17 protein-coding genes are annotated in these 21,648 nt (G+C 30.9%); 11 read left to right on the top strand and 6 right to left on the bottom strand.

Going from position 1 to position 21,648, the window contains the following annotated elements; genetic code table 11:
• The 4 genes from CLU82_RS12015 to CLU82_RS12030 all read left to right on the top strand — a co-directional run bounded on the left by CLU82_RS12015 (window position 1) and on the right by CLU82_RS12030 (window position 2,940).
• Window positions 1-489: a hypothetical protein gene (locus tag CLU82_RS12015; protein ID WP_100843325.1), complete on the top strand. Its 489-nt coding sequence runs from the start codon at window positions 1-3 to the stop codon at window positions 487-489.
• Entirely contained in the window at window positions 477-1,187 is a 711-nt protein-coding gene (locus CLU82_RS12020) for an NRDE family protein (protein ID WP_100843326.1), read from the top strand. Before CLU82_RS12015 ends, CLU82_RS12020 begins: the two co-directional genes overlap by 13 nt.
• Before the next feature lie 88 nt (window positions 1,188-1,275).
• Entirely contained in the window at window positions 1,276-2,292 is a 1,017-nt protein-coding gene (locus CLU82_RS12025; protein ID WP_232735242.1) for a D-alanine--D-alanine ligase, read from the top strand.
• Window positions 2,293-2,940: a hypothetical protein gene (locus CLU82_RS12030; protein WP_100843328.1), complete on the top strand. Its 648-nt coding sequence runs from the start codon at window positions 2,293-2,295 to the stop codon at window positions 2,938-2,940.
• Here the strand turns inward: CLU82_RS12030 and CLU82_RS12035 are convergent.
• The gene (locus CLU82_RS12035) at window positions 2,935-3,504 is read right to left on the bottom strand and encodes a GNAT family acetyltransferase (RefSeq protein ID WP_100843329.1); all 570 of its coding nucleotides are present in this window, start codon (window positions 3,502-3,504) and stop codon (window positions 2,935-2,937) included. The genes CLU82_RS12030 and CLU82_RS12035 overlap by 6 nt on opposite strands.
• A 122-nt stretch (window positions 3,505-3,626) precedes the next feature.
• Here CLU82_RS12035 and CLU82_RS12040 point away from each other — a divergent pair, with 122 nt between their 5' ends.
• The 4 genes from CLU82_RS12040 to CLU82_RS12055 are packed head-to-tail and all read left to right on the top strand — an operon-like array spanning window position 3,627 to window position 6,406.
• Window positions 3,627-4,304, top strand: coding sequence for an SDR family oxidoreductase (locus tag CLU82_RS12040; protein ID WP_100843330.1), 678 nt, complete (start codon window positions 3,627-3,629; stop codon window positions 4,302-4,304).
• 28 nt (window positions 4,305-4,332) lie between these two features.
• Entirely contained in the window at window positions 4,333-4,686 is a 354-nt protein-coding gene (locus CLU82_RS12045; protein ID WP_100843331.1) for a four helix bundle protein, read from the top strand.
• Window positions 4,687-4,713: 27 nt separating this feature from the next.
• A complete protein-coding gene (locus tag CLU82_RS12050; RefSeq protein WP_100843332.1) occupies window positions 4,714-5,313 on the top strand; it encodes a SprT-like domain-containing protein in 600 nt (199 codons plus the stop codon).
• Window positions 5,314-5,350: 37 nt separating this feature from the next.
• Window positions 5,351-6,406, top strand: a complete 1,056-nt coding sequence (locus CLU82_RS12055; RefSeq protein ID WP_100843333.1) for a mannose-1-phosphate guanylyltransferase — start codon at window positions 5,351-5,353, stop codon at window positions 6,404-6,406.
• A 90-nt stretch (window positions 6,407-6,496) separates the two neighbouring features.
• Here CLU82_RS12055 and CLU82_RS12060 read toward each other — a convergent pair whose 3' ends face one another.
• From CLU82_RS12060 to CLU82_RS12080, 5 genes are all read right to left on the bottom strand, one after another.
• The gene (locus CLU82_RS12060) at window positions 6,497-7,258 is read right to left on the bottom strand and encodes an ABC transporter ATP-binding protein (protein ID WP_100843334.1); all 762 of its coding nucleotides are present in this window, start codon (window positions 7,256-7,258) and stop codon (window positions 6,497-6,499) included.
• The gene (locus CLU82_RS12065; protein WP_100843335.1) at window positions 7,255-8,004 is read right to left on the bottom strand and encodes an ABC transporter permease; all 750 of its coding nucleotides are present in this window, start codon (window positions 8,002-8,004) and stop codon (window positions 7,255-7,257) included. The genes CLU82_RS12060 and CLU82_RS12065 overlap by 4 nt, the downstream gene beginning before the upstream one ends.
• 80 nt (window positions 8,005-8,084) lie before the next feature.
• Complete coding sequence (locus CLU82_RS12070; protein WP_100843336.1) at window positions 8,085-8,933, bottom strand: glycosyltransferase family 2 protein; 849 nt, start codon at window positions 8,931-8,933, stop codon at window positions 8,085-8,087.
• Between the two features lie 11 nt (window positions 8,934-8,944).
• Window positions 8,945-9,475, bottom strand: a complete 531-nt coding sequence (locus CLU82_RS12075) for a methyltransferase domain-containing protein (protein ID WP_100843337.1) — start codon at window positions 9,473-9,475, stop codon at window positions 8,945-8,947.
• 202 nt (window positions 9,476-9,677) lie between these two features.
• A complete protein-coding gene (locus tag CLU82_RS12080) occupies window positions 9,678-10,736 on the bottom strand; it encodes a 3-oxoacyl-ACP synthase III family protein (RefSeq protein WP_100845018.1) in 1,059 nt (352 codons plus the stop codon).
• Window positions 10,737-11,381: 645 nt separating this feature from the next.
• Between CLU82_RS12080 and bglX the strand changes: the two genes are divergently transcribed.
• The 3 genes from bglX (at window position 11,382) to CLU82_RS12095 (ending at window position 21,619) form a co-directional block, all read left to right on the top strand.
• Window positions 11,382-13,664: a beta-glucosidase BglX gene (gene bglX, locus CLU82_RS12085; RefSeq protein WP_100843338.1), complete on the top strand. Its 2,283-nt coding sequence runs from the start codon at window positions 11,382-11,384 to the stop codon at window positions 13,662-13,664.
• Between the two features lie 248 nt (window positions 13,665-13,912).
• A complete protein-coding gene (locus CLU82_RS12090; protein ID WP_100843339.1) occupies window positions 13,913-18,046 on the top strand; it encodes a two-component regulator propeller domain-containing protein in 4,134 nt (1,377 codons plus the stop codon).
• Between the two features lie 450 nt (window positions 18,047-18,496).
• Entirely contained in the window at window positions 18,497-21,619 is a 3,123-nt protein-coding gene (locus tag CLU82_RS12095) for a TonB-dependent receptor (protein WP_100843340.1), read from the top strand.
• Window positions 21,620-21,648: the final 29 nt, after the last annotated feature.

A 21,648-nucleotide genomic window follows, 5' to 3' on the forward strand; every position in this document is an offset into this window, starting at 1 on the left:
ATGTTAATTCCATCAATAAATAATAGCTTGGACGAATTGATTAATTTACTTAATCAGCTGTCTGAAAAGGAATATTCAAAATCTTGTTTTGAATTGAGTGGCTCCAGCATTGGACAACATTCAAGACACATCGTGGAAATGTTTCAATGTTTGATTCGAAATTATGATTCAGGAATTGTGAATTATGATAAAAGAGAGCGAAATATAATGATTCAAACCAATATTGGTTTTGCAGTTCAAATGATTTTGGATATAGAAAACAGTATTTCAAAAGAGAATAAGAATATCGAATTACAACAAACGATCGATGGTAATGAGGTAAATATTCAAAGTAATTATCATAGAGAATTGTTATATAATTTGGAACATTGCATACATCATCAGGCATTGATTAAAGTGGCAATTTTAAAATGTGAAAACGTAGCCGTTGATGAAAATTTCGGAGTGGCTCGTTCTACAATTGAATATAGAAAGCAATGTGCACAGTAAGTTTTGTATGTACTAATGATAAAATTATCATTACTTCTAATCGCGATGAAAAAATAGTTCGACCAAGTGCAATTCCTCCAAAGAATTATGTCTTAAAAGGTAAAAATATAATTTATCCAAAAGATTCAAAAGCTGGTGGAACTTGGTACGTTGTTGATGAGAACGGAACGGTTTTGGTTTTGTTAAACGGAGCTGATGAAAAGCACGAAGTTCAATTACCCTATAGAAAAAGCCGAGGTCAAATTGTTCTCGAAATGATTAGTAGTGTTTCGCCAAAGGAGTTTTGGGAACAAATTGATTTAGATAATATTGAGCCTTTTACGTTGGTTTTGTTTCAAGACAAACGACTTTTTCAATTGCGTTGGAATGGAATCGAAAAATCGAAAGTAGATTTAGACACTAATAAAAATTATGTTTGGTCTTCTTCTACCTTATATTCAAAAGAAATTCGAGAGCAAAGATCGAATTGGTTTTACACTTTCTTAGATAATAATCTTGAAATTACAGAGGATAAAATGCTTCATTTCCATCAGTATACAGAAATAGATGATATGGAACATGGTTTAGTTATTAATAGAAATAATGAAATGAAAACCTTGAGTATTACCCAATCGGTTATCGAAAAAAATAAAGTGGTTATTCATCATTTGGACTTAATAGCTGACAAAGAATATTCTAAAACATTTATATCAATTTGATTTTTTGAATCACCTGGATTATAATTTTATCAATCAGAATAAAATAAATTAATTTTATACTCAACCCTTGAAACTATTCTTCCATAAATTGACCCACTGGGAATACTGGCCTTTTCAAATGGTTTACATACCTATATATTTTCTATGGGCATATTATTCGATTAAAGCAAAATCCATTTTTTTCTTTAATGCTTCCAATCCAACTATCAAAAATGGAGGTTTTATGATGGAAAGTAAAAAGAATATTTATGATTTGATACCCAAAGAATATTATCCTAAGACCGAATTGGTAAAAGCAGGTACTTCTATTGATGACATTAGTAAGCTATTAGAAGCAGCAGAAATTACATATCCTTTTATTGCCAAACCCGATATTGGTTTAAGAGGTTCCGCAGTCAAAAAAATAGAAACTTTCTCCGATTTAAAACTGTATGCTGAAAAAGCTCATTTTGATTTTATTGTGCAAAATTTGATTCCATATAAAAATGAAATAGGTGTTTTTTATGTGCGATATCCACACGAAGAAGAAGGGAGAATTACTGGTATAGTTGCTAAGGAATTTTTAATTATTATTGGAAATGGTAAGGCAACTATTGAAGAACTAATAAAAGAGAACCCTAGATACGAATTGCAATTTAAAGTATTGAAACAAGAGTTTGGAGATAGATTACACGAAGTTTTACCTATGGGAGAAAAAATAAATCTTGTTCCCTATGGCAATCATGCTCGAGGAGCTAAATTTTTAGATGTAAGCCATTGGATAACGCCAAAACTTACTACTACTTTTAATGAAATGTGTGTGCAGATTCCAGGTTTCTATTTTGGAAGATTAGATGTAATGTATGATACTTTTGAAGCATTGGAAGAAGGCAAGAATTTTTCAGTTGTAGAATTGAATGGAGCCGCTAGTGAACCTACTCATATTTATGATCCAAAACATAGTTTACTTTTTGCTTGGAAAGAGTTAGCGAGACACATTACTTATATGTATGAAATCAGTATAGCTAATTATCAAAATGGATCTCCGTATTTAGCCCATAAAGAAGGAATGAAGGAATACCGTTTGCATCAGATGCAAAATAAAAAAATTGTAAATTTTCAATAAGTGAAGGCGTTAAAAAATATAATTGTAGGATTGATTGTTAGCTTTTTGGGCTCTTTACCACTTGGTTATTTAAATATTGTTGGAGCTGAGGTTTTTTCTAAATTTGGAATTTATTCATTAGTTTTTTATCTACTCGGAGTAATTAGTATTGAAGCGGTGGTCATTTATTTCACCGTAATTTTTTCAAACCAACTAGTAAATAATAAAAAATTAATGAGAAGCATTGATTTCTTTGCAGTGTTTTTCCTTTTGTTATTAGCCTATTTATTTTATACTTATTCTGGTCAAACGAAACAAAATCATAATTATTTAGAGCGCTACGTTCAATATTCCCCTTTTTTAATTGGTTTTGTTTTGTGTTTGTTTAATTTTCTTCAAATCCCATTTTGGATGGGGTGGAATTTATATCTAATGAATGCCAATCACATTGTGTTATTGGGGAAACTTAAATTTCATTATATATTAGGGACTTTGATAGGAACTTTTTGGGGCATGATGGTCGCAATAGTAGTTTTAGAATCTTTATCACATACTACATTTTCTTTTTCAAAATACATTATGCCAATCGGCATTCCGTTGTTTTTTATTGCATTGGCTTGCTTTCAATCGGCTAAGGTTTATAAGAAATATATCAGACAGAGTTTATAAAGAGGGCTGACTCATATCATAAGCCAAAATAAAATAATTATTATTGTTGAATTGAAAATCACCAACGACAGACCATTTTAATTTTTCAATATGTGCTTTTTGTGAAGGCATATTCGTTTTATTAATGAAAGTGATGCTTACTGGAAATCTTTTCAAAAGGTGAATTCTCATGAAGTCAAAGAATGGATTGATTAAGCCTTTTCCTCGGTATTTTTTGTCAATGCAAATGGGGCCGTATTGAAAAGTATTTGCAGCAGTAAGATTAAAATCTTTGAATGAAAGACCTGGAAGCAATGGAGTCATGTGATTGAATATCGCCCATTGGCTAAAATAATCCCAGCTAGCTGCAAAGATATATGCAATAATTTTGTTGTTATCTTTCGCAATAAATAAACCTTCTTGACGAATTACTTCTTGTAATTGTTCTACAGAAAAAGGGGTAGTTACAAATCCCGATGCTTTCTCTTCTTCGGTCATATTAGATACCAAATAAATGTCTTGCAATGCAATTACGCCTTCAATGTCTGTGTTTTTGGCTACTTCGAATTGGATGTTTTCAATCATGATAGTGGGACTTGTAGATTTTTTTACAAAAATAAGTAAAAGGGTCTTCTTATTTTAAGTGAAGTAACGAATATGAGTTTTTAAAATTATAGTTTTAAAACTGTTTTGATTATTTTTGCTGAATGAAAAATATTATTGTTACAGGAACGAGTAGGGGAATAGGTTTTGAATTGGCTTTGAAATTTGCCAATGAAGGTAATCAAGTTCTGGCTTTGTCAAGAAAAGAGCATCCTGAATTGCTTTCTCATAAAAATATCAGCTTCCTTTCAGTTGATTTGTCTAATGAATTTGATTTGCAAAAAGTGACTGATTTTTTATCGACGACTTGGGACAGAATTGATGCTATTGTTCATAACGCAGGGAGTTTATTATTAAGACCTTTTTCAGAAACTACACAAGAGGATTTTGAAAATATATATAAAGTAAATGTTTTTGGAGTTGCAAATTTAACCAGAATTTGCTTGCCATATTTACAAAAAGGAAGTCATGTAGTTACAATTAGTTCTATGGGCGGAGTACAAGGAAGTCTTAAGTTTGCTGGATTAGCAGCCTATAGTTCTAGCAAAGGTGCAGTAATTACTTTGTCTGAATTGTTAGCAGAAGAATATAAAGAACAAGGAATTTCTTTTAATGTTTTAGCGTTAGGTTCTGTTCAGACTGAAATGCTGCAGGAAGCTTTTCCAGGGTATCAAGCTCCACTTTCGGCGAATGAAATGGCTAATTATATTTATGATTTTACTCTTACAGGTAATAAATACTTTAACGGTAAAGTATTGCCAGTTTCTTCAACAAATCCTTAAAAAAGTTATGAATTATGAGTTATAAATTATGAGTGAAAGCATTATCAAGAATAAAAGTTTTGAGTTAGCTATAAGAGGTGTTAATTTTTATAAATATTTGGTCTCTGAAAAGAAAGAGTTTGTAATGAGTAAGCAATTTTTGCGCTCTGTAACCTCTGTTGGTGCAAATGTTAGAGAAGCTATAAATGCTCAAAGTAAAGCCGATTTTATTCATAAATTATCTATTTCACAAAAAGAATGTGATGAAACTATGTATTGGCTGGAACTTCTAAAAGAAACAGATTTTATTTCTGAAATTGAATTTAATTCCATTCATCAACAAAGTAACGAGGTTCTAAAAATAATTAGAAGTATCATAATAACCTCAAAAAAAAACTCATAATTTATAATTTATAACTCATCATTAATTTTGTCAGATACACTTTTGAAATACTTGCCGGAACATGCCGTAAAACCAGTTTTCGAACTGATTGTTACGCATCAAGTGCATCTTAAAATTGTCAATGAAAGACAAACCCGGCATGGTGATTATCGAAAAGGGTTAAGCGGAAAACATGAAATCACGGTTAATTCCAGTCTTAATAAATACAAGTTTTTAATTACTTTGGTTCATGAGATTTCACATTTAGTGGCTTTTGAAAAATTTGGAAGAAATATTAAACCTCACGGGGATGAATGGAAGCATTCTTTTCAAAGGATGATGGTTCCCTTTATTAGACCTGAGATTTTTCCAAATCATTTGTTACCTTTGTTAGCTAGACATTTTAAAAATCCGACTGCAAGTAGTGATACTGATGCTACTTTGGCACTAGCTTTAAAGCAGTATGACAAGCCAAATGATAAAAATTATGTCTTTGAAATTCCTTACGGTAGTGTTTTTAGAATTTCAAATGGTAAGATTTTTAAGAAAATAGCAATACGAACCAAACGTTATGAATGTTTGGAAATAAGTTCAGGAAGGTTGTATTTATTTAACCCAAATGCTGAGGTAGAGCTATTGCCAAGTTAAAAAAGAATGCTATTAGGAGCAATTATAAAAAATAAAAATGAACAAGAATTATTACGCAATATTGATGGCTGGTGGGATTGGTTCCCGATTTTGGCCAGTAAGTACGAGAGAATTTCCTAAGCAATTTCACGATATGCTAGGTTCAGGAGAGACTTTAATTCAGAAAACATTTAGTCGATTGTCTCAAATCATTCCGAAAGAGAATATTTTGATTTTGACTCATGAGAGTTATAATGATTTGATTTTGGAACAATTGCCAATGGTTAAACAAGAGCAAATTGTTTTAGAACCAGCAATGAGAAATACAGCACCTTGTATTTTGTACGCTTCTTTGAAAATTAAAAAAATGAACCCTAATGCAGTGATGGTTGTCGCTCCAAGTGACCACTGGATTGAAGATGAAATGCAGTTTGTGGCCAATTTGCAACGCTCTTTTGATTTATGTGAAAGAGAAGAATCTTTGATGACTTTGGGTATTTTGCCTACTGCACCAAATACAGGTTATGGTTATATTGAATTTGATAAACTAGATAGTCGTTCGATAAAAAAAGTAGTTCAATTTCGTGAAAAACCTGATTCAAAAACGGCCAGACGCTTTATACAAAGTAGAAATTATTTATGGAATGCAGGTATTTTTATTTGGAGCGTTAAATCTATTTTGAAAGCTTTTGAAGAATTTCAGCCAGAAATGGTTGCTCTTTTTAAGGAAGGTAATGAAATATATAATACAGACAAAGAGCATGCTTTTATCGAAGAGAATTATCCCAAAGCAGATAATATTTCTATTGATTATGCTATTATGGAGAAGGCCCAAAATGTATATGTTCTTCCAGCAACTTTTGATTGGAATGATTTAGGAACTTGGGGATCGCTACATGAGAAATTACCAAAAGATGATAATAATAATGCAGTGGTGAATGCTAGTGTATTATTACAAAATTCATCGAATAATATTATTAGAACAGCTTTAGGAAAACAAGTAATCGTTGATGGATTGGATGATTATATTATAGTTGATAAGGATTCGATTTTATTGATTTATCCAAAAAGTAAGGAACAGGAAATAAAAGGAATTGTTTCTCAGCTGAAATAATTAGAAAGTATAGTAGACTAAAAAAGCAGCAATTTTATAATATTAAATTGCTGCTTTTTTTATGCTTTTACTTTATGTTTTTTATTGCGATTATTCTTTTAAATAAGCTTCTCTTACTTTTTTAAATAATTCTGATGAATAAACAAATTCGACAATGGCTTCATTGTCTGTTATGAAAATTTCTTCTTTGCTTCCTTGCCAAGCTTTTACACCATTTTTTAGAAATAAAATATTGTCCCCAATCTCCATTACAGAGTTCATATCGTGGGTATTTACGACAGTAGTTATATTGTATTCTACAGTTATTTCTTTGATGAGGTTGTCAATTAAAATAGATGTATTTGGATCTAATCCCGAATTGGGTTCATCACAAAATAAATATTTAGGATTGTTTACAATGGCTCGGGCAATAGCGACTCTTTTTTGCATACCACCTGAAATTTCCGAGGGTAATTTTTTGTGAGCACCTACAAGATTTACTCTTTCTAAAACGAAATCAACTCGTTTTTGAATTTTTAACTTACTATCGTTAGTGAACATTCTTAAAGGGAAAGCTACGTTTTCGGCAACAGTCATACTATCAAAAAGAGCACTACCTTGAAAAAGCATCCCTATTTCGGTACGGAGATCTCTTTTTTCATCCGAATTAAGTTCAGAATATATGCGCCCATCAAAAGAAATGGTTCCTACTTCGGGCGTGTGAATTCCTAATAATGATTTTAATAAAACGGTTTTACCAGATCCACTTTGACCAATAATCAAATTGGTTTTACCTGCCTCAAAAACACTGGAAACTCCTTTTAGAATTTTGACACCGCCAAATGATTTTTCTAAGTTTTTAATTTCTATCATTTTGTTAAGAGTAATTGGGTAATAACATAATTCAGCAAGATAATAGTAACCGATGTCCATACAAATGATACAGTACTGGCTTTACCAACCTCAAGAGCTCCACCTTTCATATAATAACCATGGAAAGAAGGAATCGTTGCTAATAACATTCCAAAAATAAAAGTTTTGGTAAAGGAATATACAACATGAAAAGGAATGAAATCTCTTTGAATTCCTTCGATGAAATCAACGTTAGCTCCAAAACCTCCATAAACAGTTGCAATATATCCACCTGCAATACCTAGGAACATTCCAATTCCAATAAGGAAAGGATATAAAAGTAAAGCTATGATTTTTGGAAAAACTAAATAATTAAGAGAGTTAACACCCATTACTTCAAGTGCATCGATTTGTTCGGTAACACGCATAGATCCTATACTTGAAGTTATAAAGGATCCCATTTTTCCAGCCATAATGATAGACATAAAGGTTGGGGCAAATTCTAAAATCACCGATTGACGTGTAGCATATCCAATAAGGTATTTAGGGATAAAAGAATTAGTTAGGTTTAAGGCTGTTTGTATAGAAACAACTCCGCCAACGAAGAAAGAGATGAAAGCAACAATTCCTAATGAATCGATAATCAAATCGTCGACTTCTTTGAAAATTAGACCTTTCATGACAGACCATTTTGTAGGCTTTTTGAAGATTTCTCTCCACATTAAAAAATATTTCCCAATTTGGGATAAATAGCGAATAAGCATCATAAGTATATAGAATATGGGCTAAATTACAAAAATAGTAAATAGTAATTAATGAATAGTAAAAATGAAAGCAGTTGATTTGTTTAAAAAAGTTTCTGTTTCATTTTTTGTAATCGATAATTACGTATGAATTTAGCTTGTTCATTAGTAACCAATAAAGGAGTTTTAGCTGATTTTGCTTTCCAAAAGCCTCTTATATAATCCAGGAAAAGAAGTGGCTTCTTTTTCATCATGGCTAATTTAGCAGAAGCTATTGAAGTAATCAAAAATCCATAACCTAGGGTATAAAAAGCTTCACCTTGTTTGTAGCGAGCCGCTTTATTATAGTTGGCGCCAGTTGGTTTTAGATGTTTTACATGCAAGCTTTCGTTAGTTACTACTTTCCAATTGTAGAATTTGCAAAGTAATTCGTCAACGGTATCCCAACCCATAGCAGGTTTTAAGCCGCCAATTTGTTTAAAAGTTTCTTTTCGGTACGCTTTCAATGCTCCACGAATATGGTCTTTATCAGTAAGATTTTCTAAAATCCATTCTTCATTTTTCTCAATGTAGCAAAATCCACCAGCCATTCCAATACGGTCATCCGATTCAAAATGGTTGATAATGGTTTCGAAATAATTGGGAGGAAAAATCAAATCAGCATCAATTTTTACCAAAATATCATAGTTGTCATCAATATGTTTCTCACCTTCATGAAAGGCTTGAATTACTTTGCTTCCAGGCAAATGTATTGCTGCAGAAGTTTTGTTTACTAAATTTACGAATGTATTTTCTTTTGCGAAAGCCGATACAATTTCGGCAGTTTTATCAGTAGAACCATCATTTACCACAACAACCTTGTTAGGCAATACAGTTTGATTTGCTAAGCTATCTAAAGTTAGCTGAATGAATGATTCTTCGTTATATGTTGGGATAATTATATAATATCTCATGAGACTTTTTACTAATTACTAGTCACTTTTTCCGCGTAAACAATATAGTATCTAGGTGTGAAAAAACGTAACAATGGACGGAATCCAATTTTTTTAACGGGATGGGTGAATTTTTCTCTGTCGATAATTTTCCAACCTGTTTTTTCTAATAACCAATCCAATTGCCAGTCTTCGAATTCATGGTAATGTCTGTCCCACATATCTGTTTTACTACGATAAGCAGAAGAAAACCAAAGGCGTAAAGGAATTGATATTAATAATTTATCTGATTTTATTTCGCTTAAAATTGTGTAAGGATTAAGTAAATGTTCGAAAATTTCAAAGGCTGTTACTACGTCTTGTTTATCTTCTGCAAAAACACTTTGATTTACATCTAAATCTTCGCCAGTAGTATTTTTTACAGTATAACCTTCGGCTTTCATTATTTTAGAAAAAGGATTGTCAACACCCAAATCTAGTATGGTTTGAGAAGGTGAAATGTGTTTTTTTAAAAATTCTAAAGTATGTTTGAATCTTTTATTAGGAAATGTTTTTTCGTACATGTTTTTAATTTTTGACTAAAGCTGTTGCTTAAGTTTGCAAATATAAAGATTCTCTTTCTTATACCGTTTGTAATTTAAAATTTGTCCCAACATTATTTGATTCTTGAGGAGGAATACGTGATTAGTCTTTTTTATCCAAAGCGAAAGCCCACAACACTAATAAAGCGATGTGGGCTTGCAATATAAACGTACAGGTAATCTCTTAATAGCGGTAAACAAAAGCGTTAATGTTCATTCCTGCTCCAACTGAAGCAAAAATGACAATATCTCCTTTGTTTATTTCTTGGTTCTCAATTTCCCCTCTAATAATAAGGTCAAAAAGTGTAGGGACAGTTGCAACACTACTGTTTCCTAATTCATGAATACTCATGGGCATAATGTTCTTTGGCGGATTTTGTCCGTACAATTTGTAAAAACGGTGAATGATAGCTTCATCCATTTTTTCGTTGGCTTGATGAATTAGAATTTTTTTCACATCACCAATTGCAATACCACTATTATCTAAGCAGCTTTTCATGGCAGCAGGAACTTGACTTAAGGCAAATTCATATATTTTACGACCATACATTTTTATGTACTTGGTATCAGGATCTAAATCTGGATTGTATGATTTTCCAAAGAAGAGAAAATTAGCTTCTTCGGCAGCATATGTAGCACTTTCGTAAGATAGCATTCCAGTTTCATCATCTGAAGCTTCTATGACAGATGCACCAGCTCCATCAGAATAAATCATAGAATCTCTATCATGAGCGTCAACGACTCTGGATAAAGTTTCGGCACCTATGACAAGACATTTTTTAGCCATTCCCGATTTGATAAAAGCATTGGCTTGCAATACTCCTTCAATCCATCCAGGACAACCAAAAAGAATATCGTAAGCGACACATTTTGGGTTTTTTATTTGTAATTTATGTTTAACTCTTGTTGCTAAACTTGGAATAATATCTGATTGGCTTGTACCATATTTTACGTCACCAAAGTTGTGAGCAAAAATAATGTAGTCTAAAGTTTCTGGGTCTATTCCTGCATTTTCAATTGCTTTCTGGGAAGCAAAAAAAGCTAAATCAGAAGCGGTATAATGGTCTTCTGCATATCTTCTTTTTTCGATGCCTGTAATACCTTTGAATTTGTTAATGACAACTTCGTTTGGATAGGCAAAAGGAGAACCATCTTCGTTTAAGAAAACATGTTCACTAAAATCTGTATTGCTAATCTTTTTCTCAGGAATATAGCTTCCTATACCAGTTATTTTTATTTTCATTTTGATAATTTCCAGATAAATTTTGGCTAAAGTAATTATAATAAATGTATAAAGAACAAAAAAAATACTATGCATGCATATAATTGCAGAATTTTAAATATATGGTAAAATTATTGAATATTTTTTATTGAAAATTAATAAACGATGCATTTTATTCTTTTAATGAGTATAAATAACAAAGTGAGTATTTTTTGTTAAAAAGTTATTTTTTGAAATTAAAAGGATAAATATCATTTGATTTTAAAATACAATTTATCGACTTTGAAAGGCCTTTATTTTAAGGATTCTAATATATATTCTATTTTATTATTAAATGCTGTTTTGGGGTTAAAAGATATTGAAATGTCAGTTTTGGTTTTTATATGTTTTTTAGTAAAATATAATTAACCGCTTATTTGGATACTGCGAAAACGGTCATAAACACATCATTTGTTACAGATAATGCTTCAAAAATACTATAGGAAGAGCATTTGTAAAAACTACATTTACGGTCTAAATTTCATCAATTTCTTAGCAATAATACTTCAAACAAATGAAAGTAAAAAACAACAATGTGTTTGAATGATTTATGAATTCTTTTCCTTGTTGTTTTAAATTGTAAAATAAAAGTATTGCCAAATAACTAAAATAAATTAAAAAATAATAATGAAAAAACACATAGATAAGTATATGTTTCTTTTGCTAATTGTTTTTGCAAACGGAATTGCTCAAACCAAGAAACATTTAGATAGCACTAAACCTATTGAAGATCGTATTTCACTTTTGATGAAAGAAATGACATTGGAAGAAAAAGTTGGTCAAATGAATCAGTACAACGGTTCATGGGATTTTACGGGACCAAAACCAGAATCAGGTTCTGAGGGAGAAAAATATGATCATATAAAAAAGGGTTGGGTAGGATCAATGCTGAGTGTAAGAGGTGTTAAAGAAGTTAGAGCGGTACAAAAAATTGCTGTAGAAGAAACACGTCTGGGAATTCCGTTAATTTTTGGTTTTGATGTTATTCATGGATATAAAACATTAAGTCCTATTCCGTTAGCAGAAGCTGCAAGTTGGGATTTGGAAGCGATCAAAAACTCGGCTCGTGTAGCTGCAGATGAAGCTTCAGCATCTGGATTAAACTGGACCTTTGCTCCTAATGTAGATATCTCAAATGATGCAAGATGGGGAAGAGTCATGGAGGGCGCTGGAGAAGATCCTTATTTAGGAAGCAAAATTGCCAAGGCTAGAATAAGTGGTTTTCAAGGAGAAGATCTAAGCGCAGCTACTTCTATTGTGGCTTGTGCCAAACATTTTGCTGCTTATGGTTTTGTTGAAGCAGGTAAAGAATATAACATTGTCGACATGAGTAATTCTAAGTTATACAATAGTGTATTGCCTCCTTTTAAAGCTTCAGTAGATGCGGGTGCACGTACCTTTATGAATTCATTTAATACATTAAATGGTATTCCAGCAACTGGAAACAGCTTTTTACAAAGAGATATTTTAAAAGGAGCATGGGGATTTAAAGGCTTTGTTGTTTCTGACTGGGCATCTATAGCCGAAATGATTACACATGGCTATGCCTCTGATGGTGCAGATGCAGCTACAAAAGCAGCTATTGCAGGTTCTGATATGGATATGGAATCACATATTTATGTTGCTGAATTGGTTGGATTAGTAAAAAAAGGTTTAGTTAAAGAGAGTGTTGTTAACGATGCAGTTCGTAGAATTCTTAGAGTCAAATTTGAATTAGGCTTATTTGATAATCCTTATAAAAATTGTGATGAAGCTAGAGAAAAATCAACTGTTGGTAATAAGGCTAATAATGAGGATGTTTTGGATATGGCCAAAAAATCAATTGTTTTGTTAAAAAATGAAAAAAACTTATTACCATTAAAAAAATCCGGAAATAAAATTGCGCTTATAGGTGCTTTGGCAAATGATAAAAACAGCCCTTTGGGAAGTTGGAGAATTGCTGCAGATGATGATACTGCAATATCTGTTTTGGAAGGAATGAAGCAATACAAAAACAATTCATTAGTTTATGAAAAAGGTACAGATGTCGCTACAAATAAACAAATGTTTGTTGATGAAGTAAAAGTTAATACTACTGATTATTCTGGTTTCGAAGCTGCAAAAAAAGCTGCAAAAGAGGCAGATGTTGTAGTAATGGTTCTAGGAGAAATTGGTTTTCAAAGTGGTGAAGGACGTAGTAGAACAGAATTGGGTTTACCAGGAAATCAACAGCAATTGTTGGAGGAAGTTTACAAAGTAAATCCTAATATTGTTTTGGTTTTAAATAATGGTCGCCCGCTAGCATTGCCTTGGGCAGCAGAGAATATCCCTGCGATAGTTGAAGCTTGGCAGTTAGGAACTCAATCTGGAAATGCAATCGCTCAGGTTTTATATGGTGATTATAATCCAAGTGGTAAGTTACCAATGTCGTTTCCTCGAAATGTGGGACAATGTCCAATCTATTATAATTCGTATAATACAGGAAGACCTAATAATAAAGATAAAAACGTTTTTTGGTCGCATTATACAGATGTCGAAAAAACACCTTTATATCCTTTCGGCTTTGGACTGAGCTATACTTCTTTTGCTTATAAAAATTTAAAAATGGCAAAAACTACTTTCAAAAAAGGAGAAGTAATTGAACTATCTGTCGAAGTTACAAATACAGGTAATTATGATGGTAAAGAAGTCGTTCAATTATATTTAAATGATGTAGCAGCAAGTATAGTAAGACCGGTGAAAGAATTAAAAGGTTTTGAATTAGTGGCATTAAAAAAAGGAGAAACTAAAACTATTCAATTTACATTAACGGATAAAGAGCTTGGTTTTTATGATAACGAAGGTAGGTTTTTGGTAGAACCAGGAGTTTTTAATGTGATGGTTGGATGGAATTCTAATGATGGACTTACTAGCAAATTTGAACTAAAATAAATGTTGAAAAACTAAAAAATAAATTCGCAAGAAGAGTTACGTTTTTTTTTTTAGAAGAACCTTATAGCCTGAGTACGATTAATCCTTGTAAAATTATTAATCCTACTCGGGTTTTTGGCAATATGATGAAATTTATATTGAAAAAGCAAGTGTTCTATTTAGTTTTATTAATATTGTTTTAGTATTCCTTAGAATATAAGTCAAATTAGAAATTTTATTTTCAGATAAAGTTTATATAAATAATGTAAATGAAAAATATAAAATATTTTCTTGTATTCTATTTTGCTTTTGCAAATTCTATTTTAGCGCAATATAAATTTGATAATTACCAATTTAGAAGCATTCAGGAAACAAAGTCACAAAGAGCGATTGCTTCTATAGTTCAGGATAAAAATGGTTTCATGTGGGTGGGAACCAATGGTGCTGGTTTATATCGTTATGATGGTGTAAATTATTTTGCATATGAATATAATCCCAAAAAAAGAGGTTCGGTAAATAGTAACTTGATTTATTCCACTTTTGTTGATCCAAAAAATAATTTGTGGGTTGGTACAGATGAAGGTTTGTGTTTGTATAATAGAGATCAAGATAATTTTACTAAAATTAATATTCAAAATGTTATTGCAAAAGGATATGATGATCCAATTTCTGTAAAGACTATTATTCAAGATAATAATAACAATTTACTACTGGGAACTTATGGTTTTGGAATTTTTAAAATTAATTTAAAGACTTTAAAAGCCTCATTAATAAAACCAAGTTTACTTAATCGAGTTGATTTGCAAGTAAATTGTTCGGTAAAAAACAAGCAAGGGATTATTTATTTTGGTACAGGGCACGGTCTTATCGAGATGGATTCAAGAGGAAACATAAAGCAGGTTTATAAAGATAAATTTAAAAGGGAACCAATTTTAAATGAAATAGAAAGTCTTACTATAGATAAATTTGGGTATATATGGGTGGGAACTACTTCAGATGGTCTTTTGAAAATTAAACCAGAAACAGATAATTATCAGTATGAAAATTATCGCATTACCAAAAATAAAATCCTATCTCTAATTCAAAGTAGCAAAGATTACATGATTTGCGGAACAGAGAATGAAGGTTTATTAATTGTAAACCAAGAAGGGGAGATGATCAAACAATATGTGCATAGTAAGTATAATGACTTTAGTTTAAAATCTAATTCTGTTTGGTCATTATTTGAAGACAAGGAAAATAGATTGTGGTTGGGTTATTACAATAAAGGACTTGGAGTATTTGATAAACCTAACAATAAATTTAATGCTATTGAATCCCTTCTAAATAATGAAAATTCTTTACAAACAAGCTCAGTTACTGCTGTCGTAAAAGATAAAACAGGTAAGTTATTAATAAGTACCGAAGGAGGAGGATTGGATGTTTTTAATCCTAATGATAAGCAGTTTATACATGTAAACAAAAAGAGTCAAAATTATTTTTCAGGTTTGGATGCGAATGATATTCAAACCATATTTATAGATAGTAAGCAAAATATCTGGTTAGCAAGCTGGGATAAAGGTGTTTACTTTTTAAAAAAGGGCACAACTAGATTTATAAATTACAATACCACAAATACATTAGGATTAAAATCAAATCGAATTTTTAGTTTTTCTGAAGATTCTAATGGACGAATTTGGATTGGATCTTATATAAAAGGATTGCATTATTATGATCCAAAAAATAACAGCTTTATACACTGCGATTCTAAATCATTTGTTGATAGCTCTTTAGATTTAAGTTTTATCCGTAAAGTTTTTGTTGATTCGGATGATATGGTTTGGGTGGGAACAACATTAGGTTTATATACCGTAAATATAAAAACCAATAATAGTTTCAAAGTGACTTCAATGCGTGATGGGATGTTTAAAAACAGAATCAAGCATAAAAGTATTCAAACTATTTTATCGATTTATGAATCAAATGATAAAACAATATGGATAGGAACTGATGGTGGAGGCTTGTTTAGTTATAATAAAAAAACCAAGATATTTTCAAATTACAATGATTTCCCTGGTTTCAAAGAAAAATCGGTTCGTGCAATAATTTCAGATAATAATGGTTGCCTATGGGTAAGCGGAGGATTGGGTCTTACTAAACTTGATTTTAAAAACAAAAAAAGCACTAATTTAGATAAAGACGATGGTCTTATTGTGAATGAGTTTAACAACAATGCTGTTTTTAAAGATGGAAATGGAGATCTTTATTTTGGTAGCTATGAGGGAATTAATTATTTTAATCCCAATCAGATAAAAAGAACAGAAAAGGCACCAAGTTTATATTTTAGTGATTTTAAATTATTCAACAAATCAATAACGTTAAATGAAGAATCTTCACCGCTAACTAAGGTAATTTCTCAAACCAAGGAGCTTATTCTTAACCACACCCAATCTGTTTTTACAATTGAATATGTTGGAATTAACTATAATTATTCTAGTAAGAATCAATATGCCTATTATCTTGAAGGTTTTGAAAATGAATGGAATTATGTAGGGAATAACAGAACAGCAACTTATACAAATCTGGCACCTGGTAATTATATTTTTAAAGTAAAATCAGCAAAAGCCAATGGATCTTGGAATTCTATTCCGCTTGAATTAAAAATAAAAATATTACCTCCATGGTGGAAAACCTATTGGGCCTATTTATTATACACATCAATTTTAGTTTTCTTGATTGTATATCTAAATAAAATCTATCAAAATCGTTTCAAAGCAAAACAGGCAATATTTTTAGAAAAAGAAAAAAGGATTCAATTAGAGAAACTAAATAATAAGAAATTACAATTTTTCACGAATATTTCTCATGAATTTAGAACACCATTAACGTTAATTATTAATCCTTTAGAAGATATTTTAAGAAATAAAAATCTGTCTCCTGATATCCATAATAAATTAAATACAATCCATAAAAGTTCTAGTAGACTTTCAAGATTGATCAATGAGCTTATGGATTTTAATAAATTGCAGTTTAATAAAATCTTTCTGCAAGTTAAAAAAATAGAAGTTGTAGCCTTTACAAAAGAGGTAATAAGTTATTTTGAAGAAGAAGCTATTGCAAGAAATATTGAAATTAGTTTTGAATCAACTGTTGATGAATTGGTAGATTGGCTTGACCCCAAAATGGTGGAAAAGATAATCTTTAACATTATTTCAAATGCATTTAAGTTTACTCCAGATAATGGTTTTATTACTGTTTCTATTAAAAAATTTGATTCAGATAGTTTATTAATCATTGAGGGAAATAAAGTTTCTTCATTTTCAATCACAATTAAAGATACTGGTTCAGGAATTCATAAAAATGATTTGAAACGAATTTTTGATAGATTCTATCAAGTCAATAACCTAAATAAGGCTTATTATGGTAGTACAGGAATAGGCCTTGAAGTTGTAAAAGAATTTGTTGAATTGCACAAAGGGAAAATAGATGTTGAAAGCCAAGTTGGAGAAGGTACAAAGTTTACAGTTACATTTCCATTGGGTAAATCTTTTTATAATGATAATGAAATAGTCAATGAAACCCATAAGTTAGAAAAGTATAAAAGCAAAGTATTCATTCAACCGAATAAAAATAATGAGTTTGATGATGAAATTGAAGAAGAAGTTATAAAAGCATACACGGTTTTGATTGTTGAAGATAATGTAGATTTAAGAAACTATCTGAAAAACGAACTAAGTAAACTCTATAAAGTTATTGTTGCAGAAAATGGTAAAATAGGTTATGAACTTGCTATCCAAAAATTACCAGATTTGATTATTACTGATGTTATTATGCCTGTAATGGATGGCTTGCAATTTTGCAAAAATATAAAAGGAGATCTAAAGACAAGTCATATTCCGTTATTAATGTTATCTGCAAAAGCAATGGTCAAAGATAGATTAGAAGGAATAGATTCGGGCGCCGATATTTATTTGAGTAAGCCATTTGAGTTGGATATTTTAAAATCCAGTTTAGCGCAACTTATCACAAGTAGGCAAATCATGTTTAAGAAATTCTACACAGGAATAACAAAAGATGGTAAAGACAAAACGACTACTCTGGACAATGAATTCATTCAAAAGACATTACATTTTATTAATGAAAATATAAGTGATTCGAGGTTGAGTGTAGAATTATTGTCTTCCAAAGTTTTCTTAAGTAGAAGTCAATTGTACCGAAAAATAAAAGTATTAACAGGTGTTTCGGTAAATGAGTTTATTAGAAATGTTCGATTAGAAAAAGCAAAACAGTTAATCGAACAAGGGGATAATAATATTAATGAAATTAGTTATAAAGTAGGATTTACATCGCCATCTTATTTTACCAAATGTTATAAAATAAAATATGGGCATTTGCCAACACAAGAGAAAAAATCTAAAGAATAAGATCAGTTTGATACTATTTTAAAGAAGCATTTAACTTCAAAAAGACTCCAATTTTATAATTGGAGTCTTTTTTTTTGCTAAAAATTTATATACCCAATAGGGATAATCATTTTTTACATTTAATAAATTTAGTTAACGAAATAATACCCGCTTTTTTTTCTGAAATAATATTTTTTAGACACATTTTTCAATAATAATTTAATAGTTTTTTAAATAGCTGAGAATTGTTTAGTGAGTTAATGGCTCGTTTTTGATGTTTTCTGCATCAAATGTTCTAGAATAGGCTTCATATGTTTTAGAATATTTGGTGCATTGAGTCTACTTTGGTTTCAGAATATTTGACAAATTGTTTTGGTGCATCAAATAGTAAGGAGATGAAATAACAATACCGTTAAATGTTTTAAAAACTTAAAAAACTAATTAGTAAAACTCAAAAACCAACCAAATTTTATGAAGAAACGAATATTTAAAAAATTACTATTTTTTATAGTAATACTGTGGGGAAATTTTTTCTTTGCCCAAACGGTTAAAGGTAAAGTAACATCAGAGGGAGCTGCTTTGTCTGGTGTAACTATAATGGAAGAAGGAACAAAAAACGGTACCACTACCGATTTTGATGGAAGCTTTGTTTTAAACAACGTAGCTCCAAAATCTAAATTAATTTTTAGTTATCAGGGATTCAAAAAATTATATTTAGAAGCAAATACGCAGACCATGATGAAAGTGGTTATGGTTGCTGTTTCTCAAAATTTAAATGAAGTAATTGTTATTGGATACGGAACATCAAAAAAGAAAGATATTACTGGAGCAATTTCATCTATTAAAGCTTCAGAGATTCAAGACAAGCCTTTTACTTCTATCGATCAAGCACTTGTAGGAAAAGCTGCGGGTGTAAATGTAACTCAAAACTCAGGTACACCAGGAGGAGGAATCAGTGTTCAAATTAGAGGTATTACTTCTATAAATGGCAACGAACCATTATATGTTATAGATGGTACTCCAATATTTGCAGATAAGAATAATGATTCTTTTGGATTTAGTGCACTGGGTGGAGGAAACGGACAGACAAAAAATTCCGCTTTATCCAGTTTAAATATCTCTGATATCGAATCTATTGATATTTTAAAAGATGCTTCTTCAACAGCTATCTATGGGGCCAATGGAGCCAATGGAGTTGTTTTGATTACAACCAAAAAAGGGAAAAAAGGAAAATCGACGATTGCTTATGAAACCTATATGGGTACACAACAAGTAACAAATTTTGTTGACGTTTTAAACTTACCACAATATGCAAAGTATCAAGCGAAAATTTTTGCATTAAATGGAGAGCCGATTCCTTTTCAATATCAAAAACCCGATTTATTAGGGAATGGAACAGATTGGCAAGACGAACTTTTTAGAACAGCTATGATGTACAACCACCAGTTGTCATTTTCGGGAGAAAAAGAAGGGACAAGATATTATACTTCATTAAATTATTTTAACCAAGATGGAGTTGTTTTAAATTCAGGTTTCAATAGAATGTCCATGCGATTAAATATAGATTCTAATGTTAAATCCTGGTTGAAAATTGGTAATAATATTGCCTTAAGTAAGTCACATCAAAAAGTGGTAAGAAACGATGATAGAGGGGGTTTAGTAATGAATACACTTAGACAATCTCCAGAATTACCAGTTAGATATGTTGATGGTTCTTTTGCTGGTCCAATTTCTAATTTAGGTTCTTCAGCAAATGAGACAACTAACCCAATTGCTATGGCTGAATATAATAATGCAGAAAATGACAGGTATAAAATCAACGGAAATTTATTTGCTGATTTCACTCTTACAAAAGGATTGGTTTTTAGATCCGAATTAGGATATGATTTAAATTTTGTGAAAAGCAGTTCTTTTGCACCTGCCTATACTTTAGGAAATGTATCAGAGCTTTTAAACAAATCATTCAAACAGCAGGATCAAAATTTTTATTGGAGTATCAAAAATTATTTGACGTATAATAAAACTTTTAAAGAGAAACACAACTTCACTTTTTTATTAGGTCAGGAAGCTCAAGAAAGCCAATATGAATATTTAAGCGGTTACAGAACCGGGGATTATTTAAATTCAAATTTCACCAACTTAAACTTAGGGGATATAGACACTGCTTTGAATGGAAATGGTTCAGGGAGATGGTCTATGACTTCTTATATTTCGAGATTAAATTATAGTTTTTCGGATAGATATTCATTTGCCGCTTCTTTAAGAGCAGATGCTTCTTCTAACTTCGGTCCTAATAATAAATGGGGTTATTTCCCATCATTTTCCGGAGGTTGGACAGTAAGTAATGAAGAATTCTTTGAACCTTTATCAAATACCATAAATTATATGAAGTTTAGAGTGGGTTATGGTGAAGTTGGAAATCAAAATATTATATCAAATAGATATCAAACAATTCTGACTTTAAACCCATCTCCATTTGGTAACCCAGGGGAACCTGCTGAGTCATCTCCTACAATTGACAACTTAGGTAATCCAGATATTAAATGGGAGGCACTTAAATCTTTCAATGCGGGTATTGATTTAGATATGCTTAATAATAGAGTGAAATTTACATTTGACTATTATATCAAGAATTCTTCAGATTTCTTAACGAAACAAATCAATGATGAATCCAATCAAAGTGCGCTTGGCTACTATTTAAACGCTGGTGAAATTGAAACTAAAGGAGTAGAATTTACATTGAATACAAAAAACATTGTAACTGAAAATTTTACATGGGACAGTACAATTATACTATCACAATATGATAATGTATTAAAAAGTTTTCAAGGTAACGGTAAAAATTTATTAGGGAAAGTACAATTTGATTCATATACCGTTACTAAAACGTCAGAAGGAGAACCTGTTGGACAATTTTATGGATATATTACTGATGGATTGTTTAAAAATGATGCTGAATTAGCTGCAGGGCCTGTTCAAGAGGCAGGCACAGGTATTGGTGATATCCGTTTTAAGGATCTTAATGGAGATGGAAAAATTGATGCTAAAGATCAAACTGCTATGGGAAGTGCAATTCCTGATTTTACCTATTCATTTACGAATAATTTTAAATACAAAAACTTAACCTTATCAATTGTTTTAACAGGAAGTCAAGGTAACGAAATCTACAATTTTACACGTCATTATACTGATGGTATTTATCCAGGATTTGGAGATCGATACGCAAACGTAAGTACTGAGTCGTTAAACGCATTTGAAGTAGGAGTAAACGAAAATACAAATGTACCAAGAATTACACTTACAGATCCTAATGGGAATGGAAGAATTTCTAACAGATTTGTTGAAGATGGTTCTTATCTAAGAATTCAAAATGTTTCACTAAGTTATGATTTGCCAACTGAAATATTCAAAAATTCTATCTTCTCAAATGTTAGATTCTATACGAATGTGCAAAACCTATATACGTTTACCAAATATTCTGGATTTGATCCAGCTCTAGGAAATTTAGATCAAAATATAACACTGAGTGGTATTGATTTAGGAAGATATCCTGTACCAAGAACTATTTCTCTAGGGGTAGATTTAAAATTCTAAAATTTTAATAAAATAGTATTTAACTTAAT

Source organism: Flavobacterium sp. 5 (assembly GCF_002813295.1).
Taxonomy (GTDB): Bacteria; Bacteroidota; Bacteroidia; order Flavobacteriales; family Flavobacteriaceae; genus Flavobacterium.